This is a genomic window from Maribacter antarcticus DSM 21422 (assembly GCF_000621125.1).
Lineage (GTDB): Bacteria > Bacteroidota > Bacteroidia > Flavobacteriales > Flavobacteriaceae > Maribacter > Maribacter antarcticus.
In genome coordinates, this window is record NZ_KK211214.1 from 688,884 (window position 1) to 711,824 (window position 22,941).

Consider the following 22,941-nt stretch of genomic DNA (forward strand, 5'->3'; position numbering starts at 1 on the left):
TAAAAGGAAAGGGGTAGGTCCCATAACTTGAAATTTTACGCGAACAAAAACGCAAATTTCAACATTTAACTGTAATCTCTCACATTTGGTAAGATGTACTTCTGCTATTATTTTAAAAACTCCAACGCCACCTTATGTTTCGCTAAAAGTTCATTCTCGTTCGCCAAATCGTAAACAGATTCCTCAAAATCAGTCTTGGCGGTTTTGTCTGCGCCTTTTTCTATCAGGTATCTTAAAATGGAATCGTCCTCTGCCTTCATGGCGGCCAAATGTAGAGCGGAGTTGCCGTCGCTATTTTTGACATTGATGTCCAATTTGAACTCCTCCAAACGCTTTAATAGATTCAGATTATTCTCCGCTACTGCCAAATGGTACAAGGTGTTTTTACCGTTTTGTAACTCCTTCATTGTCAACCCGTTTTCTTGTAACATGCTCAGCTTGGCTTCAAATATGTCCGGTTTTTTGGAATTGTAGGTATTTAGTAAATAATAGGCCAAGGTGTTCCCTTTTTTATCTTTTGTGTTGATGTCCCCACCCTTTTTTAATAGAAATTCTACTACTTCAGGACTGTTTCGGTTCACGGCCATGGCAAGCGCTGAACGTCCGTTTTCATTTTTTAAGTTGAAATCCTTTACGTTTTTTGATAAGAGTGCGACTATTTTTAACTCGTTACTGTTAGCGGCATTCATAAAAGGGGAATTCCCACCTTTATCTTGTTCATTTGCAGCAACCCCCTTTTCAATAAAATAATTAAAAATGGAAAGGTCGTTGCTTTTGTGAGCGATGTTATGTAATGGGTTTCTTCCATCACTGTCGGTAATGTTAGGCTTTAACCCCAAGCCTTCTAAATATTCGAAGGTTATAATTCCATTTTGGAATTTGTCAACGCCTTCACTAGCCATAAGGATAGCGTTGCCTCCTTTTTTGTTCAACGTTTTATAAGGCAATCCTTTGGTAATCAATTTCTTAAGCATACCAACATCTCCACCACGTGCAGTATAATGAAAGAGCCCATTACCGTCGTTATCAGTACTTTTTAAAGCAAGACCTTTTTTGTTGAAATATTTAAAAGTTTTATACGCTGTAACCGATGGTGCTACTAATAAAATAGCATGTGCTCCACTGTTGGTGGTATCGTTGATATCCGCATCATGGGCGAGAAGAAAATCATAGAGTTTGGTATTCGTTCGTCCAGCTCGTGCCGCAAAATTGATTACACTATTTCCGTGACTATCCTTAATATTGGCCTTGGCTCCATTGTCTACGAGATATTGCATTATTTCTAGATTGTCTCGGTATGCTGCCCAGAAAATATAGGTTCTTCCGTCGTGTGTAAGCTTATCGACTTGGTTTCCTTTTTTTTCCAAAAGATGTTTTATGGTTGCATTGTCTGTTTTTTCCATCAATGCATAACAAACGGCATCGAACATATAGCTGTTCAGTTCGGTAATATCGTTACCAGTAGCGATGTCCTTTTCAATTTTTTCTATGGATGGATTAGCCTTCCAATACGTCCGATCAAGAAAAATATTCTCCTGTGCCGATACTACAGAAAAAGAGAACAGCATTACAAGTATCAAAAATAGATATGATGTTTTCATTATATTATTTGCTTTTAGAATTGTCTGCATCAGTAGTTTTTACAAAGGATTCAATGATGTCAGTGATTTCTTTTTCCTTTTGAATGTTATCTTCAAAGAGATGCTTGTACAACACTTTGTTGTCTACTTTTTCTTTTAGTACCAAATCGGTATCTCTAGCGAAAACTTCATCCCATTTGGAGCGTACGGTAACCCATTTGTCATGTTCTTTGGTAAACCAGTCCGCAGCCGCTTGGCAACGGGCATCGGGTACTTTTACGTAGGTGTTGTATCCTTTTTCCATGGCCAGAACAATGTCTTCCTCGTTTTCTTTTCTAATGATTTTGGCATTATCCTGATCGTGTACCCAGCCATTATCGGTAATCTCGTGGCGGTTTCCGCGCATGGTAATATTATAATCTCCCCTGGTCGTGTATTCTCTTCTAGGTAATGGGGCGGGCGTTGTATTTTCCCAGTAACTTTTCCCGTCTACATGCACCCAACTGGCCGTGCCTTCGTAGCGGGGACTGTCATCTACCTGAAATACTTTTTGCGTCCATTGTCCAGCCACTTCATTAGGTTGTCTTTTTTCGTATTTCCAATGGTTGTCTCCATTGTAAGTATATAAATCGGTGTTTTCGTACAACCAATCTTGGCGCCAATGCTTAACAATCATTGGTTGTGCAGGGTTACCTACTTGCAGGATGTGTTGAATAACGATTTTACCATTTTCATCAGAAACCAGTCCTGCCCATTCCAAGGCTTTAGCGACTTTATATTTTGAGGGTTTGTATAAAGTATCATTACTATAGTTGAAGGTTTCGGCGAAATTATAAGTAACTGTATAGCAGCCACACATTTCTTTTATGGCCTCCGCATCCTGTTCTTGTTTGTCTATTTGTGCAAAGCCCTGAAAACTAAAAGCAGCAAAAATTACTACGGATAAAATTGTTTTTTTCATTTCAAAAGATATTTAAAAGGGTCTGTAAAGTTTCTTCGTCAAAAATATAAATTTAATTTAGATTGAATAAGAATAATATATATATTTGTGAAAATTTTATAAAGAATGAGTCTTAATAAGGATTTAATCTTGTTGTTTTTATCCTTTGCAGGACTCGTGACCTTTAGTCAGGAAACACAGGGGCTTAAAGATTCTATGCGCACCCAAGATTTAGATGAGGTCATTGTCACTGCTACCCGTACCGTTCGGCAGCTTTCTTCCGTGCCATTACCGGTTACTTTGATTTCAAAAAAACAGATAGACAGGACAGGTGTAACTCGCTTAAATGAAATTTTAAATGAGCAAACAGGCATAGTTATGACGCCAGACGCTACTATTGGTGGTGGAGAAGGAGTACAGATACAAGGTATTGCCTCTGATTATGTGCTTATTCTTATTGATGGTGTTCCTGTCGTGGGGCGTAGTTCAGGTAATTTGGATTTAAGTCGGTTTGCGGTTGGAAATATTAAACAGATAGAGGTGGTTAAAGGTCCTTCTTCAAGTCTTTTCGGGTCCGAGGCACTTGGTGGGGTCATTAATATTATAACAGAAAAACCAAGCTCTGAAAACATAACAGGTCAATTTGGACATAGGGCTGCAACCTTCAACAATCAAAATTCTAATGTCAGTGTCAGCCAACGCAGGGATAAATTTGGATATTCTTTTTTTGCGGACAGATTGAGTACGGATGGGTACGATCTTGCTGACGGTGACAATGGACAGACTGTGAACCCATTTTTTAACTATACGTTCAATGGGCGCTTGTTTTTTGATGCAACTGAAAAATTAAAAATATTTGCCTCTGGGCGCTATTTTTCCCAAGAGTTTGATGTTATGCCAAGCACTAGTGAGGAAAGGGATGCCAATGTGCATCTGCGTATAGATCATAATCCTTCCAGCAAGACCAATTGGCAATACGAGTTATATTATACCAGTTATATAACCGATGAGAAAATCTTAGACCCTGTAAATAATGACCTATTGTTAGCCAATGATTTCAATCAACAATTGTTTAGGCCGGAGATTCGCTATAATCACAGCTATAGTGAGAACAATACGATGACGCTAGGTGGTGGTTATAATTTTGAAACGTTAGACCGATCCCTTTTTGCAGAACAAGTAACGTTTGATTCGCAATATTTATTCGTTCAGTATGATTTTAAGCCACTTGAAAATCTAAACATTATTGCCGGTGCACGTTTTGATAACCACAGTGAATATAATTCTCAATTAAGTCCCAAACTATCGGCACGTTATAATTTTAATGAAAGTTTTGCTTTAAAGGTATCCGTAGGTAGTGGCTTTAAAGCTCCTGATTTTAGGCAGCTATATCTGGACTTTACGAATGCGGCAGGAGGAGGTTATTCTGTTTTTGGTAAAGAAGTCGAGGCCGCTGGCATACAGCGTCTTTTAGATACTGATGAAATAGCCAACGTAGTTGTGGAACAAAGTACCCTAGGAGCGCGCCTAAATGCAGAAAGTTCTATAGGCTATAATTTTGGGTTCTCTTATAAAAAGGGAAAGATTTCCTCGGATATCAATCTGTTTAGGAATGATTTTGATAACCTTATAGATACGCAGATTTTAGCTGCAAAAACCAATGGGCAAAATGTCTTTGGATACATAAACAGAGAGAGTGTCTATACCCAAGGTGTGGAGTTAGATATAAAGTACCGCCTATTAGAAAATTTAGATTTCGGAGCTGGCTATCAGTTGCTATATGCTTTTGACAAGGATAAGGAGGAAGCTTTGGAGGCTGGTACCGTTTTTGGTCGCAATCCGGAAACTTTGGAAACGATAAGACTTGCTCGAAGCGACTATTTTGGATTGGAAAACCGCTCTAGGCATACCATCAACTTCAAGATGTTTTATGAAATTCCCAAATGGGATGCAAATGCCAATCTACGCGTGGTGTACCGGAGTAGGTTTGGTTTAACCGATCGTAACGGCAACGACCTCTTGGATATTCTGGATAATTCGTTTGTAGCTGGATATGCATTGGTGAATTTTGCGTTTGGGAAGACTTTTTATAAGAATTATCAATTACAGTTCGGGGCGAATAACCTTTTGGACTTTAAAGGGCAAAACCCTTTGGCAGCGCAAGATGAAGAGGTTCTTGTAAACCCGGGAACACAATTTTTTACACGTTTAAACATTAAATTTTAAATCTAAATTAGTATGAAAACAACACTTAAAATCTTTACCTTATTATTTGCTCTGTTCGCCTTCGTCTCTTGCAGCGACGATGACGAAGACACATCCAAGAATTTTACAGTTACTACTATTTCGCCAGAATCTGCTACTGTGGGTACTGAGATTACCGTGACGGGAACCGATTTCCCAACGGAGACCTCTCAAGTCGAACTCACTGTTGGAGGGGCGATAGCAACTATAATTTCGTTGAGTAGTACCCAGATTGTAGCAACTGTTCCTCAAGGTGCGGTTAGCGGAGCGGTTAGCGTTAATGTAGATGGTAATGAAAAAATGACATCCACTGATTTTACGGTCTTATCCGACTTAATAAATGCTAAAGCTGAGAATATTTTTGCTCCTCAAACCGGTGGTCAGGGCCAACCTATTGGAGGACCCTTTGCTAAATTTAGCTTTGAGACCGGTGCGGTAACCGATAGCGATACCGAATGGGATATTGCTTTTAGAGGAACAACCATTGCCGTTAATGGGGGAGCGTTAACGGGAACAAGTGAGGAGCCAGAGCGTAATGGAAATGCTGCCGCGGGTATAGTGGATGGAATATTTACCGAAGTGCTTTCTACCGAAGGCATATCTTTTATCCAAGATGCTGATGCAGCTTTTGCAATACCCACAGGAAGTGACAACGGCTGGTACAATTATAATTTCATGACCAATTTGGTGACGCCTATTCCTGGAAAAATTTTGGTATTCCGAACGCATGATGATAAAGTGGCTAAAGTGGAGATATTGAGCTACTACCAAGATGCTCCCGCCAATCCCGATGCTTTTGCGAGTCCATCAAGATACTATACGTTTAACTATGTTTATAACCCAAATGAGGGTAAGATTTCGCTACAGTAAAAATAGGTAGTGCAAGTTGAGTTAGTTAAAAAACCGGACATGCTAGGGCATGTTCGGTTTTTTTTTAAATTCTAGAATAGGTTTTATGAAACTCAGTTACAGAAAAAATTATGTTGTAATTTATCTTATAGAAATAATTATAGGTCCAGATTTAAATAGGCAGTTGGTGGTTGCTACGATCGGGTTATTTATGTCGTAGAACGACTTAAAACAATTGTTGGATATTATTCGTAAATTTTACAAGGCCTTTGATGGTAAAGACTGCAAAGGGTCTCCTTGTATAAAAACGTGGTGCTTTAATCTTTTAATAGGTATTTGTTTAAAAAAAGACAAACCTATCTTAGAGAACATGGAGCACTTAATAAGGGTACGCAGTTCATTTTGAATATGGATACCACCTTGGACAAATTCAAGATGAAACCTTAAGTCCCCATGACTGACTTGTAAACAGAATTAAAACCTAGCTATCTTTGTTAAAAATAAAATTAGGATGAACACGTCTATAGAAGCCCTTTTAAACGATCAGATAAAATATGAGGCCAGTGCCTCTATGCATTATATGGCTATGGCAAGTTGGGCAGATACCAAGGGATATAACGGTATTGCTCAATTTTTTTACAGTCAATCAGAAGAGGAACGCGTACATATGATCAAATTGATAAAATTTGTTAATGAACGTGGTGGGAGCGTAGTAATACCAGCTTTGGAAAAACCAAAGGCTTCGTTTGAATCCTTGAGTGAGCTTTTTGCCGATTTCTTAAAAAGCGAAATGTTCGTAACTGAGCAGATTAATCACGTGATTTATGAGTGTTTGAATAAGAAGGATTATAACGTACATAACTTTATGCAATGGTATGTTACAGAGCAGTTGGAAGAGGAAGCTGTAGCACGTACTTTATTGGATAAATTGAATATAATTGGGGATGATAAGTCTGGTCACTATATGTTTGATCGCGATATAAATACCATTGCTATTTCGGATGATGTAGAAGCATAAGCGGTGTTCAAACTTCGATAATTTTAAAAAGATTCTGATTTTAGAATCTTTTTTTATATAATTTTAGTAGCTTTTTAAACCCAATAGGAATAATGAATCCAACACTACGTATTCGTCCTTTTATCATTGTTTCATCAGATTGTGATGGTTGTGCTTCTGATAGTAAGAAGAAAAAATGTTGTAATAAGTATAAGAAAAAGGGGAAGTCAAATTGTAAACGCTGCCCTAAGCTTTAAGATTTGTTTTCTAATTTAACTCTCCATTTAGTACCCACGTTGTTGTTTTTTTAGTTTTCCGATATCATAATAGTAGTATCTATTAAAGAATAATTTTGGTCCTATTGCGTCTGTTTTATTTTCTACATTATCCGCTCTTAATATGGGATGTATTTTTAACTCCAAAGCTTTTTTGGTAATTTTCCATGCCAATTTTTAGTGCTATTTTAACAAAAGGAGAAGAAGAATATTGGACTAATTCTCTCATTACTTGTTAATAATAATTCAATCGTTAAGCCCCTGAACAGTGGGTAGTGCTTTTATTTTTTTGTAATCATATTTATACTAGCATTTTAGCAGTGTTTACCCTAAGGGATATTATATGTTAATAAGATGTGGAAAACCTAAATGATGTTAAGGAAAAGTAAAGCGAATAAATCTTGATCTTTACATAGAGCTAATTCATATCACTTTTAATTCTTTTAACGTACTATGCAAATCACCCATCTCATCAAGAGGGATTCTACCAAAAAGCCCTTTCAGTTACACAAGATAACAAATGCTATTTTAAAGGCCATGACTGCCGTTGAACATGGAAATCTGGGGGATGCGGAACGTATATCCGAGAATGTAAGTGCTTCACTTTTAGAGCGTAAACGTATTGATGAAACGTACGTACCTACCGTGGAGTCCGTTCAAGATTTTGTGGAAACCAAGTTGATGGAAGGTGGATTTTTTGATGTTGCCAAAGCATACATTATCTACCGAAACGAACAAACGTTAAAGCGCAAGTCAAACATTTTTGAGAAACGTATTAACCTCAAGCCTTATGAATATCCTCAGTTGTACGAATACGTGCCTGCCATAAGACATTCTTATTGGATACACACCGAATTTAATTTTACAAGTGATATACAAGATTTTAAAACGCGCCTAACAGAAGCTGAGCAAAGCGCCATCAAAAACACCATGTTGGCCATTTCTCAAATAGAAGTTGCAGTAAAGGGTTTCTGGGGAGATATCTATCATAAAATGCCAAAACCAGAAGTTGGGTCCGTTGGTTCTACTTTCGCAGAAAGTGAAGTAAGACATGCCGATGCATATTCACATTTATTGGAAATTCTTGGGTTAAACGAAGAATTTAAGCTGTTAAAGAAAAAGCCCGTGATGATGAAAAGGGTTCAGTATTTAGAAACAGCATTGAAGAATGCAAAAAGTGATGATAATAAAGAGTATTCGGAATCAGTTTTATTGTTCTCTCTTTTCATTGAGCATGTTTCTCTGTTCTCTCAATTCTTGATTATTATGGCTTTCAATAAGCATAAAAATATGCTTAAAGGAATTTCGAATGTTGTAGAAGCTACTTCTAAAGAAGAACAAATCCATGGAGATTTTGGTATTGATTTAATCAGAATTATCAAAGACGAGAATCCAGATTGGTTCGATGGGGAACATCATGCTAAGGTTAAGGCAATGTGTGAAGAGGCGTTTGCCTCTGAAAGCACAATAGTAGATTGGATTTTTGAGAAAGGGGAACTTGACTTCCTACCTAAGGCCGTGGTAAATGAATTCATTAAGAACCGATTCAATAATTCGCTAGAGAGTATTGGAATAGATAAAATTTTCGAAGTGGATGAATCTTTATTGGCCGAAACAGAGTGGTTCGATGATGAGATAATCGGCACCAAACACGGAGATTTTTTCGTAAAACGCTCTATCAACTATAGTAAAAGAACACAAAGTATAACCAGCGACGACCTTTTTTAAATGAACGAACTAAAGAGTATCCACGACAACAAAACAGAAACAATTAAAGAAGGCGAAAGTCTAGTAAATGCTAGGAAGGAAGCACTGGAAAACCACAAAGCTAAGACAGAACCTGGCTTTGAATGGTTAACGGAGCACAGCCGTAATTTTTTAGACTCCGGTTACTTAACCGATGGGGTTACCGCTGAGCATCGCATAAGAGAAATAGCCGACAGGGCTGAGCATATCTTGGGAATACCTGGTTTTTCCGATAAATTCTATGGCTATATGTCCGAAGGGTTTTATTCTTTGGCTTCTCCGGTATGGTCTAATTTTGGTAAGGAAAGAGGATTGCCTATTAGCTGTTTTGGATCGCACATAGCGGATGATATGGGTAATATATTATACACCCAATCAGAAGTAGGCATGATGTCTAAATTGGGTGGGGGAACTTCAGGGTACTTCGGAAAAATAAGACATCGTGGTGCAGACGTTAAAAATAATGGTCAAGCCTCAGGAGCTGTGCATATTATGCAGCTTTTTGAATCTATGGTAGATGTGGTGAGCCAAGGTTCTGTTAGGCGCGGACGCTTTTCTCCATACCTTCCGGTAGAGCACGAGGATATAATGGAATTCTTGGAAATTGGTACGGAAGGAAATCCTATACAGGAACTTACCCACGGTGTAACAGTTACCAATGAATGGATGCAAGAGATGGTAGATGGTGATGCTAAAAAGCGGGCTATCTGGGCTAAAGTATTGCAACGTAGGGGAGAAATGGGCTATCCCTATATCTTCTTTAAAGACAACGCTAATAACGGAGCCGCAGATGTGTATCAAGATAAGGATATGCCAATTTACGCAAGTAACCTGTGTACAGAGATTATGTTACCTTCTAATGACGATTGGTCTTTTGTTTGTGTACTTTCTTCTGTAAATTTATTGCATTATGATAAATGGAAAAATACTGATGCTGTAGAAACGATGGTTTGTTTCTTGGATGCTGTAATTACAGAATTTCTTGAAAAGTTAGAGTCTTACAGAGATTCTGAAAGCCGAGAAGATCGGCAAACATTCCTGTTTATGGAACGTGCCTATAATTTTGCAAAGGAAAACAGAGCATTGGGTCTCGGGGTTTTGGGATGGCACTCGTTATTACAGTCTAGAAAATTACCTTTTAATAGCCAGGAAGCGTATAATTTGAATACGGAAATTTTTAAAGAAATCAAAGAAAGAAGTTATAAGGCATCTGAGGAATTAGCACAGAAATTTGGAGAACCAGAAGTGCTTAAAGGCTACGGAAGACGCAATACAACGTTGAACGCTATTGCACCAACCACATCTTCAGCATTTATTCTTGGACAGGTTTCACAAGGCATAGAGCCTATCTGGTCCAATATATATGTAAAGGATATTGCGAAGATAAAAACAACGATTAAGAATCCTTTCTTAGTAGAATTATTGGAGGAAAAAGGTAAGAATAGTACTGAGGTTTGGCGAAGTATCCGTGAGCGAGATGGATCTGTACAGCATTTAGAGTTCTTGTCAGATTTAGAAAAAGAAGTATTCAAGACCTATTCAGAAATAGACCAATTAGATATTATCTACCAAGCGGCAAACCGCCAGAACCATATTGATCAAGGACAGTCGGTAAACATCATTGTACATCCTGATATGCCTGTCAAGGAAATAAATAAAATTCATGTTACTGCATGGAAGTTGGGCTTAAAATCACTTTACTATCAACATAGCATGAATGCAGCTCAGAAGTTTAAGCAGAGGAAAGACTGCGCAAGTTGTGAGGCCTAAGTCCCTAATTAGTTGATATCCAATGCTGTTTTTGTCAGTGGATGAAAAGCCTTGATAAAACCTTAACCAAATTAAATTTAGTAAAACGACCTCCATTATAGGAGGTCGTTTTTTGTTTGGATATATAGTATCTAAGGAGGCTATTTTAACAACTGGTAAGCTCTTAAGTTTATTTATATTAAATATGAATAAGCTTGTGTAGTTCATTCTAGTTTTTTAGTTTTGTGCTCTATTTAAAATCAATCCAAATAAAAAGAAGAGATCAAATGAAAAAATTACTATTTACTTTAATGGCGCTTTCAGGACTAATTTTTACTTCGTGTGAATCGGATGATGCGCCGCCGACAGTCGTCGCTATAGCCCCTAACTGCACTGATAACGTACAGAATGGAGATGAAACAGGTGTAGATTGCGGAGGTTCTTGTAGCCCCTGTGAAACTGCAGTAGATCCTGAACCAGAAGAGCCTGAAATAGAAAATCCTGCAACCTATAGTTTTTTAAGAGGCGCAGATAATACCGTTAGTTTTGGCGGTCAAACCACAAGATTGCAAATGGGGGATGAAATAATCTCAGCATTTAAAACCACGACGAAGACAAAAGCAGAGTTAGCTGCAATGTTTACACATGAGGAAGGGGCAATGGATTTTGAGGATACTGAACTTAATACTTCGGGTAAGAACATGCGCAGTAAGACCGCTGCTTCCATAGATTTCTTTGCTTCGAATGCTTTGGGTCAAGCAGAAATACGTGCGGATTTTGATGGTTATCTTGCAGCTCAAGTTGATGAAGTTTTCCCTAACTGGGGGGTCACAGCCACACCAGGCGTTGCCGGACAAATTCCTGACGGTTCCTCTACACGTTACGTAAGTGCCTTAGGTTTAGAATACAATCAGTTGTGGACTAAGGGGCTGATTGGTGCAATGGTTACAGATCAAACGCTGAATGGCTACTTAAGTCCTGCAGTTTTGGATGCTGGTTCTAACACGGAAGATAACGATGCAGGAACTGTAGCCGAAGGTAAAGCATACACCACAATGGAGCATAAATGGGATGAAGCTTACGGTTATGTGTATGGCTTAAATGCAGATAAAGCAGACCCGAATGCCGACTTAGGAGCGGATAGTTTCTTGAATAAGTACATTCTTAGGGTCGAAGGAGATGATAGTTTTACCGGAATTGCCGATGAAATTTTCCAAGCGTTTAAATTGGGGAGAGCAGCCATTGTAGCAACGCAATACGATGTTAGGGATGAGCAAGCGGAAATAATCAGACTAAAGGTTTCTGAAATTATAGGAATACGCGCTGTCTATTACTTACAAACGGCGAAGAGCAGTATTGATCAAGAAACTCCTGATTTTGGTGGTGCGTTTCATGATATATCAGAAGGGTATGGCTTTATTTATAGTTTGCAGTTTACAAGAAAACCAAATTCAACAGATCCCTATTTTACGAAAGCTGAAGTAGATGCATTTTTGGATAAATTAATGGGTGACGGAGACGACGGACTATGGGATGTGAAAGCGTCCACATTGGAATCTATAGCAACTGACATTGCAGCAGGATTCGAATTTACGCTAGAAGCGGCCTCGGAATAAAAAAAGTTGAGACAAGTTGACAAAAAGCAGCCTATACCTACTGGGTTTTAGGTTGCTTTTTTTTATTTTTGTATTAAATTGGAACAAATAAAAATAAGAAAATGAAAAAGATATTGCTATGTATAGTTTTTCTGACCTTAATTGGGGCATGTTCGTCAGATAATGAAGGCGTCGAGCCTGAACCTAGTGCTGGTCTAAAAGCAACCTTCGAAAGAAGTACGATGTTAACCAATTGGGCGGATAACATTATAATTCCTTCATATGATGCTTTTTCTTTAGAACTGGATGCGCTTAATACGTCATTCGACACCTTCAAAACAGATGCGAGTACTACAAACCTTATAGCGTTTAGAGCTTCGTGGTTGTCGGCCTATAAAATGTGGCAACGTGTTTCCATGTTCGAAATTGGCCCTGCGGAAACCCTTGGGTTTCGGTTAAATATGAATATTTACCCGACAGACAGTGAAAAGATAACGGGATATATTGTATCAGGTACGTACGACCTTTCATTGTCTTCCAATAGAGATGCAAAAGGATTTCCTGCACTAGATTACTTTATTAATGGCATAGGAGCTGACGATGAGGCTATTGTTGCAAAGTATAACGATACTGATAAGGATGCCACCTTTACATATGTTGAAGTTGTGCTTACTGAAATGACCACATTAACAAATAATGTTATCACAGAGTGGAAAACCTCTTATCGTGATGTATTTGTAGCGAATGACGGTGCTTCTGCTACAGCTTCTGTAGATAGACTCGCGAATGACTATATTTTTTACTACGAGAAGTTTCTAAGAGCAGGTAAAATGGGAATTCCTTTAGGAGTATTTTCAGGCACCACACTTCCCCAAAATGTAGAAGCCTATTACCAACAGGGAACTTCAAACGAGCTTTTTTTGGAAGGGCTTAGCGCTGTTCAGGATTTTTTCAATGGAAAACATTTTGGTAGCAGTACTACGGGAGAGAGTTTGGCATCTTATTTAGATGCGTTGAATACCGTCAAAAATGGAGAAGACCTCAATAACATAATTAATACTCAATTTAATACGGCACGGGAAATGGTTGCCGGTTTAGCATCTTTTAGGTCGGAAATTGAGAATAGTTCGCTACCAACAGAGATGTTGTTGGCCTATGACGAAGTTCAGAAAGCTGTAGTTTTATTAAAAGTAGATATGGTTTCTGCCATGAGTATTAGTATTGATTATGTAGATGCCGATGGCGATTAAGTCATGAAGAAATTTCTGAAAGAGTATATAAACGCTCCTGTGGAGGCCGCCCCTTTGGCGGTCTTTCGCATTTTATTTGGTGTGATGATGTTAGGCAGCATGATTCGTTTTTGGAGCTATGGGTGGATAGATAAATTATATGTCCAGCCCACCTATTTTTTTTCCTATTATGGGTTTGAATGGATAAAGCCTTTGGGTGAGTTTACCTATCTTATCTTTTTTATTTGTGCCGTATCGGCTATTTTTGTGGCAATTGGTTATCGCTATACAATAGCGATTATTGTTTTTTTTCTGAGTTTTACGTACATAGAACTCATGGATAAGACCACCTATTTGAACCATTATTACTTTATTAGTGTTCTGAGCTTCGTTATGATTTTTCTACCGGCTAGCACCTATTTTTCTGTTGATGCAACACGAAATCCAAAAAAGGCCAATCAATACGTACCCGCTTGGACCATCAACTGTATTAAGTTATTATTGGGTGTCGTTTATTTTTATGCTGGTTTGGCGAAATTAAATTCTGATTGGTTGATTAAGGCCATGCCGCTAAAAATATGGCTACCGTCTAAGTTCGATATTCCTCTTTTAGGAGATTTGGTAAGCCAAGAATGGGTGCAATATGCTTTTAGCTGGTCGGGTGCTATGTATGATTTGGCTATTCCCTTTCTTTTGTTGTATCGAAAAACGAGACCCTTTGCTTTTGTGCTCGTGGTGGTTTTTCATGTACTTACCCGCGTGTTGTTTCCTATAGGCATGTTCCCGTATATTATGATTATTTCTACCCTTATATTTTTTGATGCAGCTTTGCATCATAAAATAGCCAACGGTATTTCAAAATTGTTTCGCATCACTAAAACTCGATTTGATAATCAAAGACAATTCAGTTTTGGTCATGGTCTTCTGCCTAAGTTTAAATACACGCTAGTGAGCTTATTTTTTATCCTTCAGTTGGTGCTGCCTTTTAGATACCTTCTATATCCGGGAGAACTTTTTTGGACAGAGGAAGGGTATCGATTTTCATGGCGCGTCATGTTGATGGAGAAATCTGGCTACGCGCAATTTAAAGTGGTGAATGGCGAAACAGGGAGGTGGTTCTATGTTGATAATTCTGATTTTCTGACACCTATACAAGAAAAACAAATGGCATTTCAATCAGATTTTATATTGGAATACGCCCATTTTCTAAAAGAACATTTTGAGGAAGATGGTCATAAACAAATACAGGTGTACGTAGATTGCCAAGTTAGCCTAAACGGTAGGTTGAGTACTACGTTTATAGATCCCAAAGTAGATTTGGTGCAAGAAAAGGAATCATTTGAACCTAAACATTGGATTACTCCATTTAAAGATGAGATTAAAGGAATTTAGTTGTATTGTCCTATTACTATTAGCGTTTCCAGTATGGGGTCAAATAAGCATTTCAGGCATGGTAACCGATACTCAGGGCGTTCCTATATCCTATGCGGAAGTATATCTGAAACAAGTACAGCGTTTGGAAACGACGGATGATAATGGGCGCTTCTCGTTTGATAACATACCGGGAGGTAAATACACCGTGGTCGCCTTCGCCTACGAATATGAGGTGTTAGAAAAGGAGCTTTTGTTCGACACTGCTTTTACTTTTACTATTCAATTAGAAAAAATACAGGCAGAAAAACTGTCTGAGGTCGTGTTAATGCAAAAAAAGCAAGAGGTCTTTGCCTTAAAGCAATTGAAAAAGGTGGAAGGCACCGCTATTTATGCAGGAAAAAAGACCGAAGTAGTCCTTTTGGACGGAATTACTGGAAACTTAGCAGCCAATAATCCCAGACAGATTTACAGTCAGGTTGTAGGATTAAATATTTATGATAATGGTGATGCAGGATTACAGTTAAATATTGGGGGTAGGGGACTGGACCCCAATCGAACGGCTAATTTTAATACACGCCAGAACGGCTATGATATTAGCGCAGATGTTTTGGGTTATCCTGAAAGTTACTACACACCACCGGCAGAGGCGTTGGAAGAAATTCAGGTCATTCGAGGAGCGGCGTCCTTGCAGTATGGAACACAGTTTGGTGGCTTGGTTAATTTTAAGTTCAAAAAGCCCGAGTCCGATAAAAAAATAGCATGGGTTAGTAGGCAATCAGTAGGTTCTTTTGATTTGCGCACAAGTTTTAATAGCCTTAGCGGAACGGTTGGAAAAATCAGTTACTACACCTATTTAAATTATAAGGAGGGAAATGGATTTAGGCCTAATTCTAATTTTAATAGTAGGAATTACTTTGCCCATGTGGGGTATCAGGTAAGCGATAAAACAAAGCTCACACTGGAAACTACGTTTTTGAACTACTTGGCCAAGCAACCGGGCGGACTAACGGATGCGCAGTTCATATCCGACCCTACGTTTAGCAATAGGGAAAGAAATTGGTTTGATGTGGATTGGAAGCTGTACTCGCTGCGTTTAGATCATCAATTTTCATCCAAAACCGATTTTAGCCTGAATATCTTTGGTCTGGATGCATCAAGAAGTGCTGTGGGCTTTAGAACTAATCGGGTCTCGCAACCAGATGATACTTCGGAACCACGGGAACTACTCGTGGATAATTTCAAAAACTGGGGAGCGGAGGCTCGGGTATTAACGCGATATACGTTATGGGATAGCGAATCTGCATTATTGTTAGGTTCAAAACTATATAAGACGAACAATGATCAGCGGCAAGGACCTGGGTCCGTTTCGGATAATGCGGATTTTAACTTTTCGGATACTGATTTTCCCAATTATGAGCGCCAGTCACAGTTCAATTTACCGAATTTTAATTTTGCATTTTTTGGGGAAAACATTTTTAATATAACACCAAAATTAACGCTTACACCTGGTTTCCGGCTAGAGCATATAAAAACCGAAAGTATTGGAAGCTATAAAAATATTGTGCTTGACCTGGCAGGTAACCCATTATTGAATGAGGATATATCCGATAATAGAACCTTTGATCGTACCTTTTTATTGATGGGCTTGGGTGCTACGTATAAAGTTGCCCCAAGCGTAGAACTTTATGGGAATTTTTCTCAGAACTATAGGTCGGTTACTTTTAGTGATATTAGGGTGGTGAATCCTTCTTTTCAGGTAGATGAGAATATTTCCGACGAAGACGGTTTTACGGCAGATATTGGCGCGAGGGGAAGGTTTAATGATGCTCTTTCCTATGATGTTAGCGTATTTGGTCTGCTGTACGACAACCGCTTGGGAGAGGTTTTAAAAACCGAAACGCGCACCAATGCCGCAGGCGAACTCGTAGAAACGGGCCGAGTCGTTCGTTTCCGCGGTAATATTGGAACTGCCTTTATGTACGGTTTGGAAAGTTTTGGAAACTGGAGCATTAAGGAAACGTTCTTTCCTGCGATAGAGAAACTAAAAATAAATTACTTCATGAATTTGGCACTGACCCAATCGGAATACCTCTCTTCCGAAGAGACCGGTGTAGAAGGGAATCAAGTGGAGTTTATCCCTGATGTAAACCTAAAAACAGGTATGAATTTTGGCTATGGGGACCTATTGGGAAGTCTACAATATACGTACCTCTCCACACAGTTTACAGATGCGACCAATGCACCACAGGATATAAATGACAACCAAAGGGGTATAGAAGGGACAATACCAGCCTATGCTATTTTGGATTTTTCACTGTCCTATTCCTATAAAAAATGGAAGTTGGAAGCGGGTATCAACAACTTCCTAGATAATAGTTACTTTACCCGTAGGGCTACAGGATATCCTGGACCAGGGATTATCCCAGCTGAACCTCGAACTTTTTATACCACACTTCAGTTTAAGTTGTAAACTTCTGGCTTGTATTTTTAATCACGATTTTTAGCAAGTAACCATCTAGTTATAGGCGCTATGCTTCAAAATGTAGTGTCATAGTATTATCGCTCATGTCTAATAGTCCCAAGTACTTGGGACGGTCTCATGTCTATTAAGTACAAACCAATAATATTCACTATATTTGCACGCAATTAAATCCTTAATTGCATGGAAGCTCACCTAAACAAAATTCTCGGAGAAGGTCTTACCTACGACGACGTACTTTTAGTCCCCGCTTATTCAGAAGTTCTACCTAGAGAAGTTAGTATAAAATCCAAATTCACACGTAATATTACCATCAATGTTCCTATCGTTTCGGCGGCCATGGATACGGTAACTGAAAGTAGGATGGCTATAGCCATTGCTCAGGAAGGTGGTATTGGTGTGCTTCATAAGAATATGACCATTGAGCAACAAGCCATTAAGGTCAGAAAAGTAAAACGTGCAGAAAGCGGAATGATTTTAGATCCCGTGACCATGCCGTTGGATTCTAAAGTAAGTGATGCTAAAGCTAACATGAAGGAGCATAGTATTGGTGGAATCCCCATAGTTGACGCTGCCGGAAAACTTATTGGTATCGTTACGAATAGGGACTTACGTTTTGAAAAGAATAATGATAGGCCTATCTCTGAAGTTATGACTTCGGAAAATTTGGTCACGGCCGCAGTAGGAACCTCACTCGCAGAAGCAGAGGATATTCTTCAGGAACATAAGATTGAAAAACTCCCAGTTGTTGATGGTGAAAATAAGCTCGTTGGGCTTATTACTTTCAGGGATATTACAAAATTGACCCAAAAACCAAGCGCTAACAAAGATCAGTACGGTCGGCTGCGTGTTGCTGCCGCAATAGGTGTTACACCCGATGCAGTAGACAGGGCTGCTGCATTAGTAAATGCGGGTGTGGATGCTGTTGTTATTGATACGGCACATGGCCATACTAAAGGTGTGGTTACTGTTTTGAAAGAAGTAAAAAAACGCTTTCCTAATTTAGATGTTGTCGTTGGTAATATAGCTACGGGCGAGGCGGCAAAATATTTAGTAGACGCAGGGGCGGATGCTGTAAAAGTTGGTATTGGTCCAGGTTCTATATGTACAACCCGGGTAGTTGCTGGAGTTGGATTTCCTCAGTTTTCGGCGGTTTTGGAAGTAGCTGCAGCCATAAAAGGTTCCGGAGTTCCTGTTATTGCAGATGGAGGGATAAGATATACCGGTGATATCCCTAAAGCTATTGCTGCTGGTGCCGATACGGTTATGTTGGGTTCTCTTTTAGCAGGAACAAAAGAATCGCCCGGAGAGACGATTATCTATGAAGGTAGAAAATTTAAGTCTTACCGAGGTATGGGTTCTGTTGAAGCCATGAAAGAAGGTTCAAAAGACCGATATTTTCAAGATGTTGAGGACGATATTAAAAAACTTGTCCCCGAGGGTATTGTAGGTCGTGTTCCTTATAAAGGAGATTTGTTTGAGAGTATCCATCAATTTGTGGGTGGTATTAGAGCAGGAATGGGCTATTGTGGTGCTAAAGATATTGAGACCTTAAAGGAAACGGGACGGTTCATTAAAATTACGGCTAGTGGTATCAATGAAAGTCACCCACATGATGTTACAATAACAAAAGAGTCGCCTAACTATAGTAGATAAGTTAAAGCATAATATAGGTATCACCTAAAAAATCCTAGTAATATAAAGTTGCTAGGATTTTTTATGTGCGTTGTTTTATACTAAAAAGCTAGGTTATTTTGCACCTGCATACGTTTTCCAATCCTTGTCCTTGTAGATATTATCTCCAAAATACTTGGCGATATTCAAAAACGGTTCCGGTTTTTGGTAGCCAGGAACAGGAGAGAGCATATTCATTTCTTCATCAAGAAAAATAGTAGTGGGATAACTCAGTTTACCCTGCATTAGTGCTGCAGCAAGTTCATGATATCCTTTTCTGCCAGATGCAATAAATGTATAGGTCTTTCCTTTAAAATCGATAGGTTCTTTACCTTCTCCATCCATTTTTACCATATAAAAATTGTCTTCCATATATTGGGCCACCGCTGCGTTTTGAAAGGTATCCTTATCCATTTTCTTGCACCACCCGCACCAATCTGTATAGACATCAATAAATACTTTTTTAGGGTTTTTATCCGTGGAAGCCAATTCAACGGCTTCTGAAAAGGAAACCCATTGTACTTCTTGGGCAAAACTGACTATAGTAAAAAGGGTCAAGATGCCTGTTAGGTATATGTTTTTAAGGGGAGAGGTGTTCGTTTTCATGGTATGCTTTGCATGATTAGTCCAAATAGTATACCAAAGCTAACGAATTTTCGCCGAGTTTATTTTACGTTAGCTGTTTCCTTTATTCCAAAAAGGCCTTTGGTGTCCACTTGGTTTTTGACCAAATCGTCAAACGTCTCACGTTCTCTTATTAAGATTGCTTTTCCTTCGTGCCAAAGTACTTCTGGGGGTCTAAATCTAGAATTATAATTACTAGCCATAGTAAAGCAGTAGGCGCCAGCGTTCTTAAAGCTTAAAATATCCCCTTCCGTAATTTCGTTTACTCTTCGATTACTAGCAAAGGTATCTGTCTCGCAGATATACCCAACTACAGAGTAATAACGTTCGCGACCATCAGGGTTGGATATGTTCTCAATTTCATGACTAGAGCCGTATAGCATGGGACGTATCAAATGGTTGAAACCGGAGTCGATACTAGCAAAGACTGTAGAGGTGGTTTGTTTTACAACGTTCACTTTAGCCAAAAAAAATCCGGCTTCACTCACTAGAAATTTACCTGGTTCAAAAGCCAAGGTCAATTCCCTACCATAAGCCGCGCAAAATTCATTAAACCGGGAACTTAATTTTTTTCCTAGCTCTTCTATATTGGTTTCAATATCTCCTTCTTTGTAAGGGACTTTAAATCCACTACCAAAATCAATAAAATCTAGATTTTTAAAATTTTTAGCCGTTTCGAATAGTATTTCGGATGCATATAAGAAGACATCAATATCTAAAATATCACTGCCCGTATGCATGTGAATACCGTTGATATTCATATGGGTAAGCTCTACAATACGCAATAAATGCGGTATTTGATGAATGCTAATGCCAAATTTTGAATCGATATGGCCCACGGAAATATTAGAATTTCCACCTGCCATCACATGAGGGTTGATGCGGATGCATACCGGAATATTCGGATGTTTGCTACCAAATTGCTCCAAAATAGAAAGGTTATCGATATTTATGCGAACACCCAATTTTGCTGCTGCTTCTATTTCCTCTAAAGAGACTCCATTAGGGGTGAAAATGATAGATTCCGGATTAAAGCCTGCCAAAAGTCCAAGTTGTACCTCTTGTATAGAAACGGTATCCAAGCCGCTTCCCAAGCTATTCATGAGCTTCAAAACAGTTATGTTGGAAAGTGCTTTGGCTGCATAATTTAATTTAAGGCTTTTTACGGAGCTGAATGCTTTGGTAAGTCTATTAAACTGTGAAATTATGGTAGCGGAATCATAAACATAAACGGGGTCTCCGTACGTTTTTGCTATTCTTAATAAATCCGTGTTCCTCATATTCGTATGCTTTTTAGCAAAGCTAGAGTACTATGCTGGTTTGTACAAAAAAAATTACATTAAAATTATTAATATAACAAAAAGTGACATTTATAACAATTTATAAATTCAACTTTTCTTGTGTTGTAGTACTGCCGGTTGTAACTTTAAATAATGAAAATTTAAAAGTAGCACACGAAGCCCAAACACAACACGTGCGATTTAAACAGGTGTTTGTTAACCAGTTAATTACGCAAATTTACTTAAATGAAATTACCTTTATTTCCATTACAGTCTATATTTTTTCCAGGTGAAACGGTGCCCCTTCATATTTTTGAACCACGTTACAAACAATTGATTAATGATTGTAAGGAGGAGGCCATAACCTTTGGTATCCCGGTTTATATTAATGATGGAATGCAATATGGCGTGGAGGTACAGCTCGTAGAGCTAGTAACTAGCTATGAAAGTGGTGAGATGGATGTGGTATGCGTAGCACGACAGGTTTTTAAATTAGTATCGTTTGAAAAACAATTGGCAGATAAATTATATTCTGGTGGTGTTGTAGCGTTGTTGGCATATGATTACAAAGCCGATGAAGCCTTCAAAGCTAAAGTTTTAAGTAAGTTAAGAGACCTTTATGCTATTATGGAAGTCCCCTTTTCTGAAGCGAGTGTGGCGAAGTTCAATAGTTTTACTTTGGCGCATAAAATGGGATTGTCTTTTGAACAGGAATACGCCTTGTTGCAAATCCCTAAAGAAATGGACCGTCTCGCTTTTATTAATGACCATTTAATAACGACAATTGGCGTGTTGAGCGAAGTGGAAAGAACGAGAAGGACTATAGAGTTAAACGGCCATTTTAAGAATTTTGATCCATTGGATTTTAAGGATATGGAAATAGAGTAGGAGTCTGGCGTGCTGAATACATTGAAACCATTAATTATTCTTTTTAATTTTTCGATTATTACCCCTTGTTTCCTATTTTTGTAGAACTAATAAAATCACAATAACATATGAACCTTCACGAATATCAAGGAAAAGAGATATTGGCCAGTTTTGGCGTACGCATACAAAAAGGTATCGTAGCCCACAATGCAAATGAAGCTGTTGCCGCAGCAAAAGAATTAACGGCCGAAACCGGAACCGGATGGCATGTTATAAAAGCGCAGGTTCATGCTGGTGGACGTGGAAAAGGTGGTGGTGTAAAACTTGCCAAAAATCTTAAGGAGGTAGAAGCGCTAGCCGGAAATATTATTGGGATGAATTTGGTTACACCCCAAACGTCTGCAGAAGGAAAGAAAGTGCATCAAGTATTAGTTTGCGAGGACGTGTATTATCCAGGAGATAGTGAAACAAGTGAATTTTACATGTCCGTACTCTTGAACAGAGGAACAGGAAAAAATATGATTATGTATTCTACCGAAGGTGGGATGGATATAGAAGAGGTTGCTGAGAATACACCACATTTAATATTTACAGAAGAAATAGATCCTTCAACTGGACTTTTAGGATTTCAAGCACGTAAAATTGCTTTTAATCTCGGACTTTCTGGAATGGCCTTTAAGGAAATGACAAAATTTGTTACTTCTTTATATAAAGCGTATGTGGAAAGTGATTCCAGTATGTTCGAAATCAATCCGGTATTGAAAACATCTGATGATAAGATTATGGCCGTAGATGCTAAAGTATCCATAGACGATAATGCCTTGTACCGCAGAAAACAATATGCTGAAATGCGTGATCTTAGAGAGGAGAACCCTATCGAAGTAGAGGCCAGTGCGTTGGGATTGAATTATGTTGATCTAGACGGGAATGTTGGTTGTATGGTCAATGGAGCGGGTCTTGCCATGGCAACAATGGATTTGATTAAGATGGCCGGTGGAGAGCCTGCTAATTTCTTAGATGTGGGTGGTACTGCGGATGCCAAAAGGGTTGAAGAGGCTTTTCGTATCATTTTGAAGGATAAAGGAGTTAAAGCGATTTTAGTTAATATTTTTGGTGGTATTGTACGTTGTGACCGCGTAGCAAAAGGTATTGTGGAAGCCTATAAGAATATGGGAGACGCTATGAATGTTCCAATTATTGTTCGCTTACAAGGTACCAATGCAATTATTGCAAAAGAGATTATAGATAATTCTGGTCTTGCGGTACATTCTGCCGTTCAGTTTCAGGAAGCGGCGGATAAAGTAAAAGCAGTTTTAGGATAGATAGCTTTTCAGTAAAAATTAAAAGTTTTCCGTAAAGAGCGTTGTTTGTAAAAACTGCGCCCTTTTTGGTTTTAGGAACTTTTAATCTCGTTTTTTATCCCAATCAATTTGAATTTT

General features: G+C 38.6%; 17 protein-coding genes. 12 read left to right on the forward strand and 5 right to left on the reverse strand.

Annotated elements, in window-relative coordinates; genetic code table 11:
• Positions 1–107: 107 nt before the first annotated feature.
• Together Q360_RS0119525 and Q360_RS0119530 are read right to left on the reverse strand one after the other, a co-directional pair.
• Positions 108–1,601, reverse strand: coding sequence for an ankyrin repeat domain-containing protein (locus tag Q360_RS0119525; RefSeq protein WP_027078591.1), 1,494 nt, complete (start codon positions 1,599–1,601; stop codon positions 108–110).
• 4 nt (positions 1,602–1,605) lie between these two features.
• On the reverse strand, positions 1,606–2,541 hold the full coding sequence (locus Q360_RS0119530) for a DUF6607 family protein (RefSeq protein WP_027078592.1): 936 nt from the start codon (positions 2,539–2,541) through the stop codon (positions 1,606–1,608).
• Between the two features lie 105 nt (positions 2,542–2,646).
• Here Q360_RS0119530 and Q360_RS0119535 point away from each other — a divergent pair, with 105 nt between their 5' ends.
• The 3 genes from Q360_RS0119535 to Q360_RS0119545 all read left to right on the forward strand — a co-directional run bounded on the left by Q360_RS0119535 (position 2,647) and on the right by Q360_RS0119545 (position 6,631).
• Complete coding sequence (locus Q360_RS0119535) at positions 2,647–4,746, forward strand: TonB-dependent receptor plug domain-containing protein (protein ID WP_027078593.1); 2,100 nt, start codon at positions 2,647–2,649, stop codon at positions 4,744–4,746.
• Between the two features lie 12 nt (positions 4,747–4,758).
• The gene (locus Q360_RS0119540; RefSeq protein WP_084273506.1) at positions 4,759–5,634 is read left to right on the forward strand and encodes an IPT/TIG domain-containing protein; all 876 of its coding nucleotides are present in this window, start codon (positions 4,759–4,761) and stop codon (positions 5,632–5,634) included.
• Positions 5,635–6,124: 490 nt separating this feature from the next.
• Complete coding sequence (locus Q360_RS0119545) at positions 6,125–6,631, forward strand: ferritin (RefSeq protein WP_027078595.1); 507 nt, start codon at positions 6,125–6,127, stop codon at positions 6,629–6,631.
• A gap of 263 nt (positions 6,632–6,894) precedes the next feature.
• Here the strand turns inward: Q360_RS0119545 and Q360_RS25980 are convergent, their stop codons facing one another.
• A complete protein-coding gene (locus tag Q360_RS25980) occupies positions 6,895–7,059 on the reverse strand; it encodes a hypothetical protein (protein ID WP_156950186.1) in 165 nt (54 codons plus the stop codon).
• Between the two features lie 279 nt (positions 7,060–7,338).
• Between Q360_RS25980 and Q360_RS0119555 the strand changes: the two genes are divergently transcribed.
• From Q360_RS0119555 to guaB, 7 genes are all read left to right on the forward strand, one after another.
• Entirely contained in the window at positions 7,339–8,613 is a 1,275-nt protein-coding gene (locus Q360_RS0119555) for a ribonucleotide-diphosphate reductase subunit beta (protein ID WP_027078596.1), read from the forward strand.
• The gene (locus Q360_RS0119560; protein ID WP_027078597.1) at positions 8,614–10,401 is read left to right on the forward strand and encodes a ribonucleoside-diphosphate reductase subunit alpha; all 1,788 of its coding nucleotides are present in this window, start codon (positions 8,614–8,616) and stop codon (positions 10,399–10,401) included.
• A gap of 266 nt (positions 10,402–10,667) precedes the next feature.
• The gene (locus tag Q360_RS0119565; protein WP_027078598.1) at positions 10,668–11,996 is read left to right on the forward strand and encodes a DUF4856 domain-containing protein; all 1,329 of its coding nucleotides are present in this window, start codon (positions 10,668–10,670) and stop codon (positions 11,994–11,996) included.
• A gap of 101 nt (positions 11,997–12,097) precedes the next feature.
• Positions 12,098–13,225, forward strand: a complete 1,128-nt coding sequence (locus Q360_RS0119570) for an imelysin family protein (protein WP_027078599.1) — start codon at positions 12,098–12,100, stop codon at positions 13,223–13,225.
• A 3-nt stretch (positions 13,226–13,228) separates the two neighbouring features.
• Entirely contained in the window at positions 13,229–14,596 is a 1,368-nt protein-coding gene (locus Q360_RS0119575) for an HTTM domain-containing protein (RefSeq protein ID WP_027078600.1), read from the forward strand.
• Positions 14,577–17,048 carry a TonB-dependent receptor gene (locus tag Q360_RS0119580; protein WP_027078601.1) on the forward strand — a complete coding sequence of 824 codons (2,472 nt, stop codon included), beginning with the start codon at positions 14,577–14,579 and terminating at the stop codon, positions 17,046–17,048. Before Q360_RS0119575 ends, Q360_RS0119580 begins: the two co-directional genes overlap by 20 nt.
• A gap of 192 nt (positions 17,049–17,240) precedes the next feature.
• Positions 17,241–18,713: an IMP dehydrogenase gene (gene guaB / locus Q360_RS0119585; RefSeq protein WP_027078602.1), complete on the forward strand. Its 1,473-nt coding sequence runs from the start codon at positions 17,241–17,243 to the stop codon at positions 18,711–18,713.
• Positions 18,714–18,806: 93 nt separating this feature from the next.
• Here the strand turns inward: guaB and Q360_RS0119590 are convergent, their stop codons facing one another.
• Positions 18,807–19,337 (reverse strand): thioredoxin family protein, encoded by a 531-nt coding sequence (locus Q360_RS0119590; protein WP_036196326.1) that lies wholly within the window; start codon positions 19,335–19,337, stop codon positions 18,807–18,809.
• A gap of 59 nt (positions 19,338–19,396) precedes the next feature.
• A complete protein-coding gene (gene lysA / locus Q360_RS0119595) occupies positions 19,397–20,635 on the reverse strand; it encodes a diaminopimelate decarboxylase (protein WP_027078604.1) in 1,239 nt (412 codons plus the stop codon).
• Positions 20,636–20,881: 246 nt separating this feature from the next.
• On the opposite strand from lysA, the gene Q360_RS0119600 reads away from it, so the two are divergent.
• Together Q360_RS0119600 and sucC are read left to right on the forward strand one after the other, a co-directional pair.
• Complete coding sequence (locus Q360_RS0119600) at positions 20,882–21,523, forward strand: LON peptidase substrate-binding domain-containing protein (RefSeq protein WP_027078605.1); 642 nt, start codon at positions 20,882–20,884, stop codon at positions 21,521–21,523.
• Between the two features lie 107 nt (positions 21,524–21,630).
• The gene (gene sucC / locus Q360_RS0119605) at positions 21,631–22,824 is read left to right on the forward strand and encodes an ADP-forming succinate--CoA ligase subunit beta (protein ID WP_027078606.1); all 1,194 of its coding nucleotides are present in this window, start codon (positions 21,631–21,633) and stop codon (positions 22,822–22,824) included.
• The last annotated feature ends 117 nt before the right edge of the window (positions 22,825–22,941 follow it).

Excerpts from the sequence above, each read along its gene's own strand:
- guaB (WP_027078602.1), top strand. The coding sequence starts at position 17,241 with ATGGAAGCTCACCTAAACAAAATTCTCGGAGAAGGTCTTACCTACGAC.
- Q360_RS0119600 (WP_027078605.1), top strand. The coding sequence starts at position 20,882 with ATGAAATTACCTTTATTTCCATTACAGTCTATATTTTTTCCAGGTGAA.
- Q360_RS0119580 (WP_027078601.1), top strand. The coding sequence starts at position 14,577 with ATGAGATTAAAGGAATTTAGTTGTATTGTCCTATTACTATTAGCGTTT.
- lysA (WP_027078604.1), bottom strand. The coding sequence starts at position 20,635 with ATGAGGAACACGGATTTATTAAGAATAGCAAAAACGTACGGAGACCCC.
- Q360_RS0119545 (WP_027078595.1), top strand. The coding sequence starts at position 6,125 with ATGAACACGTCTATAGAAGCCCTTTTAAACGATCAGATAAAATATGAG.
- Q360_RS0119540 (WP_084273506.1), top strand. The coding sequence starts at position 4,759 with ATGAAAACAACACTTAAAATCTTTACCTTATTATTTGCTCTGTTCGCC.
- Q360_RS0119575 (WP_027078600.1), top strand. The coding sequence starts at position 13,229 with ATGAAGAAATTTCTGAAAGAGTATATAAACGCTCCTGTGGAGGCCGCC.
- Q360_RS0119560 (WP_027078597.1), top strand. The coding sequence starts at position 8,614 with ATGAACGAACTAAAGAGTATCCACGACAACAAAACAGAAACAATTAAA.
- Q360_RS0119530 (WP_027078592.1), bottom strand. The coding sequence starts at position 2,541 with ATGAAAAAAACAATTTTATCCGTAGTAATTTTTGCTGCTTTTAGTTTT.
- Q360_RS0119565 (WP_027078598.1), top strand. The coding sequence starts at position 10,668 with ATGAAAAAATTACTATTTACTTTAATGGCGCTTTCAGGACTAATTTTT.
- Q360_RS0119525 (WP_027078591.1), bottom strand. The coding sequence starts at position 1,601 with ATGAAAACATCATATCTATTTTTGATACTTGTAATGCTGTTCTCTTTT.
- Q360_RS0119570 (WP_027078599.1), top strand. The coding sequence starts at position 12,098 with ATGAAAAAGATATTGCTATGTATAGTTTTTCTGACCTTAATTGGGGCA.
- Q360_RS0119555 (WP_027078596.1), top strand. The coding sequence starts at position 7,339 with ATGCAAATCACCCATCTCATCAAGAGGGATTCTACCAAAAAGCCCTTT.
- sucC (WP_027078606.1), top strand. The coding sequence starts at position 21,631 with ATGAACCTTCACGAATATCAAGGAAAAGAGATATTGGCCAGTTTTGGC.
- Q360_RS0119535 (WP_027078593.1), top strand. The coding sequence starts at position 2,647 with ATGAGTCTTAATAAGGATTTAATCTTGTTGTTTTTATCCTTTGCAGGA.
- Q360_RS0119590 (WP_036196326.1), bottom strand. The coding sequence starts at position 19,337 with ATGAAAACGAACACCTCTCCCCTTAAAAACATATACCTAACAGGCATC.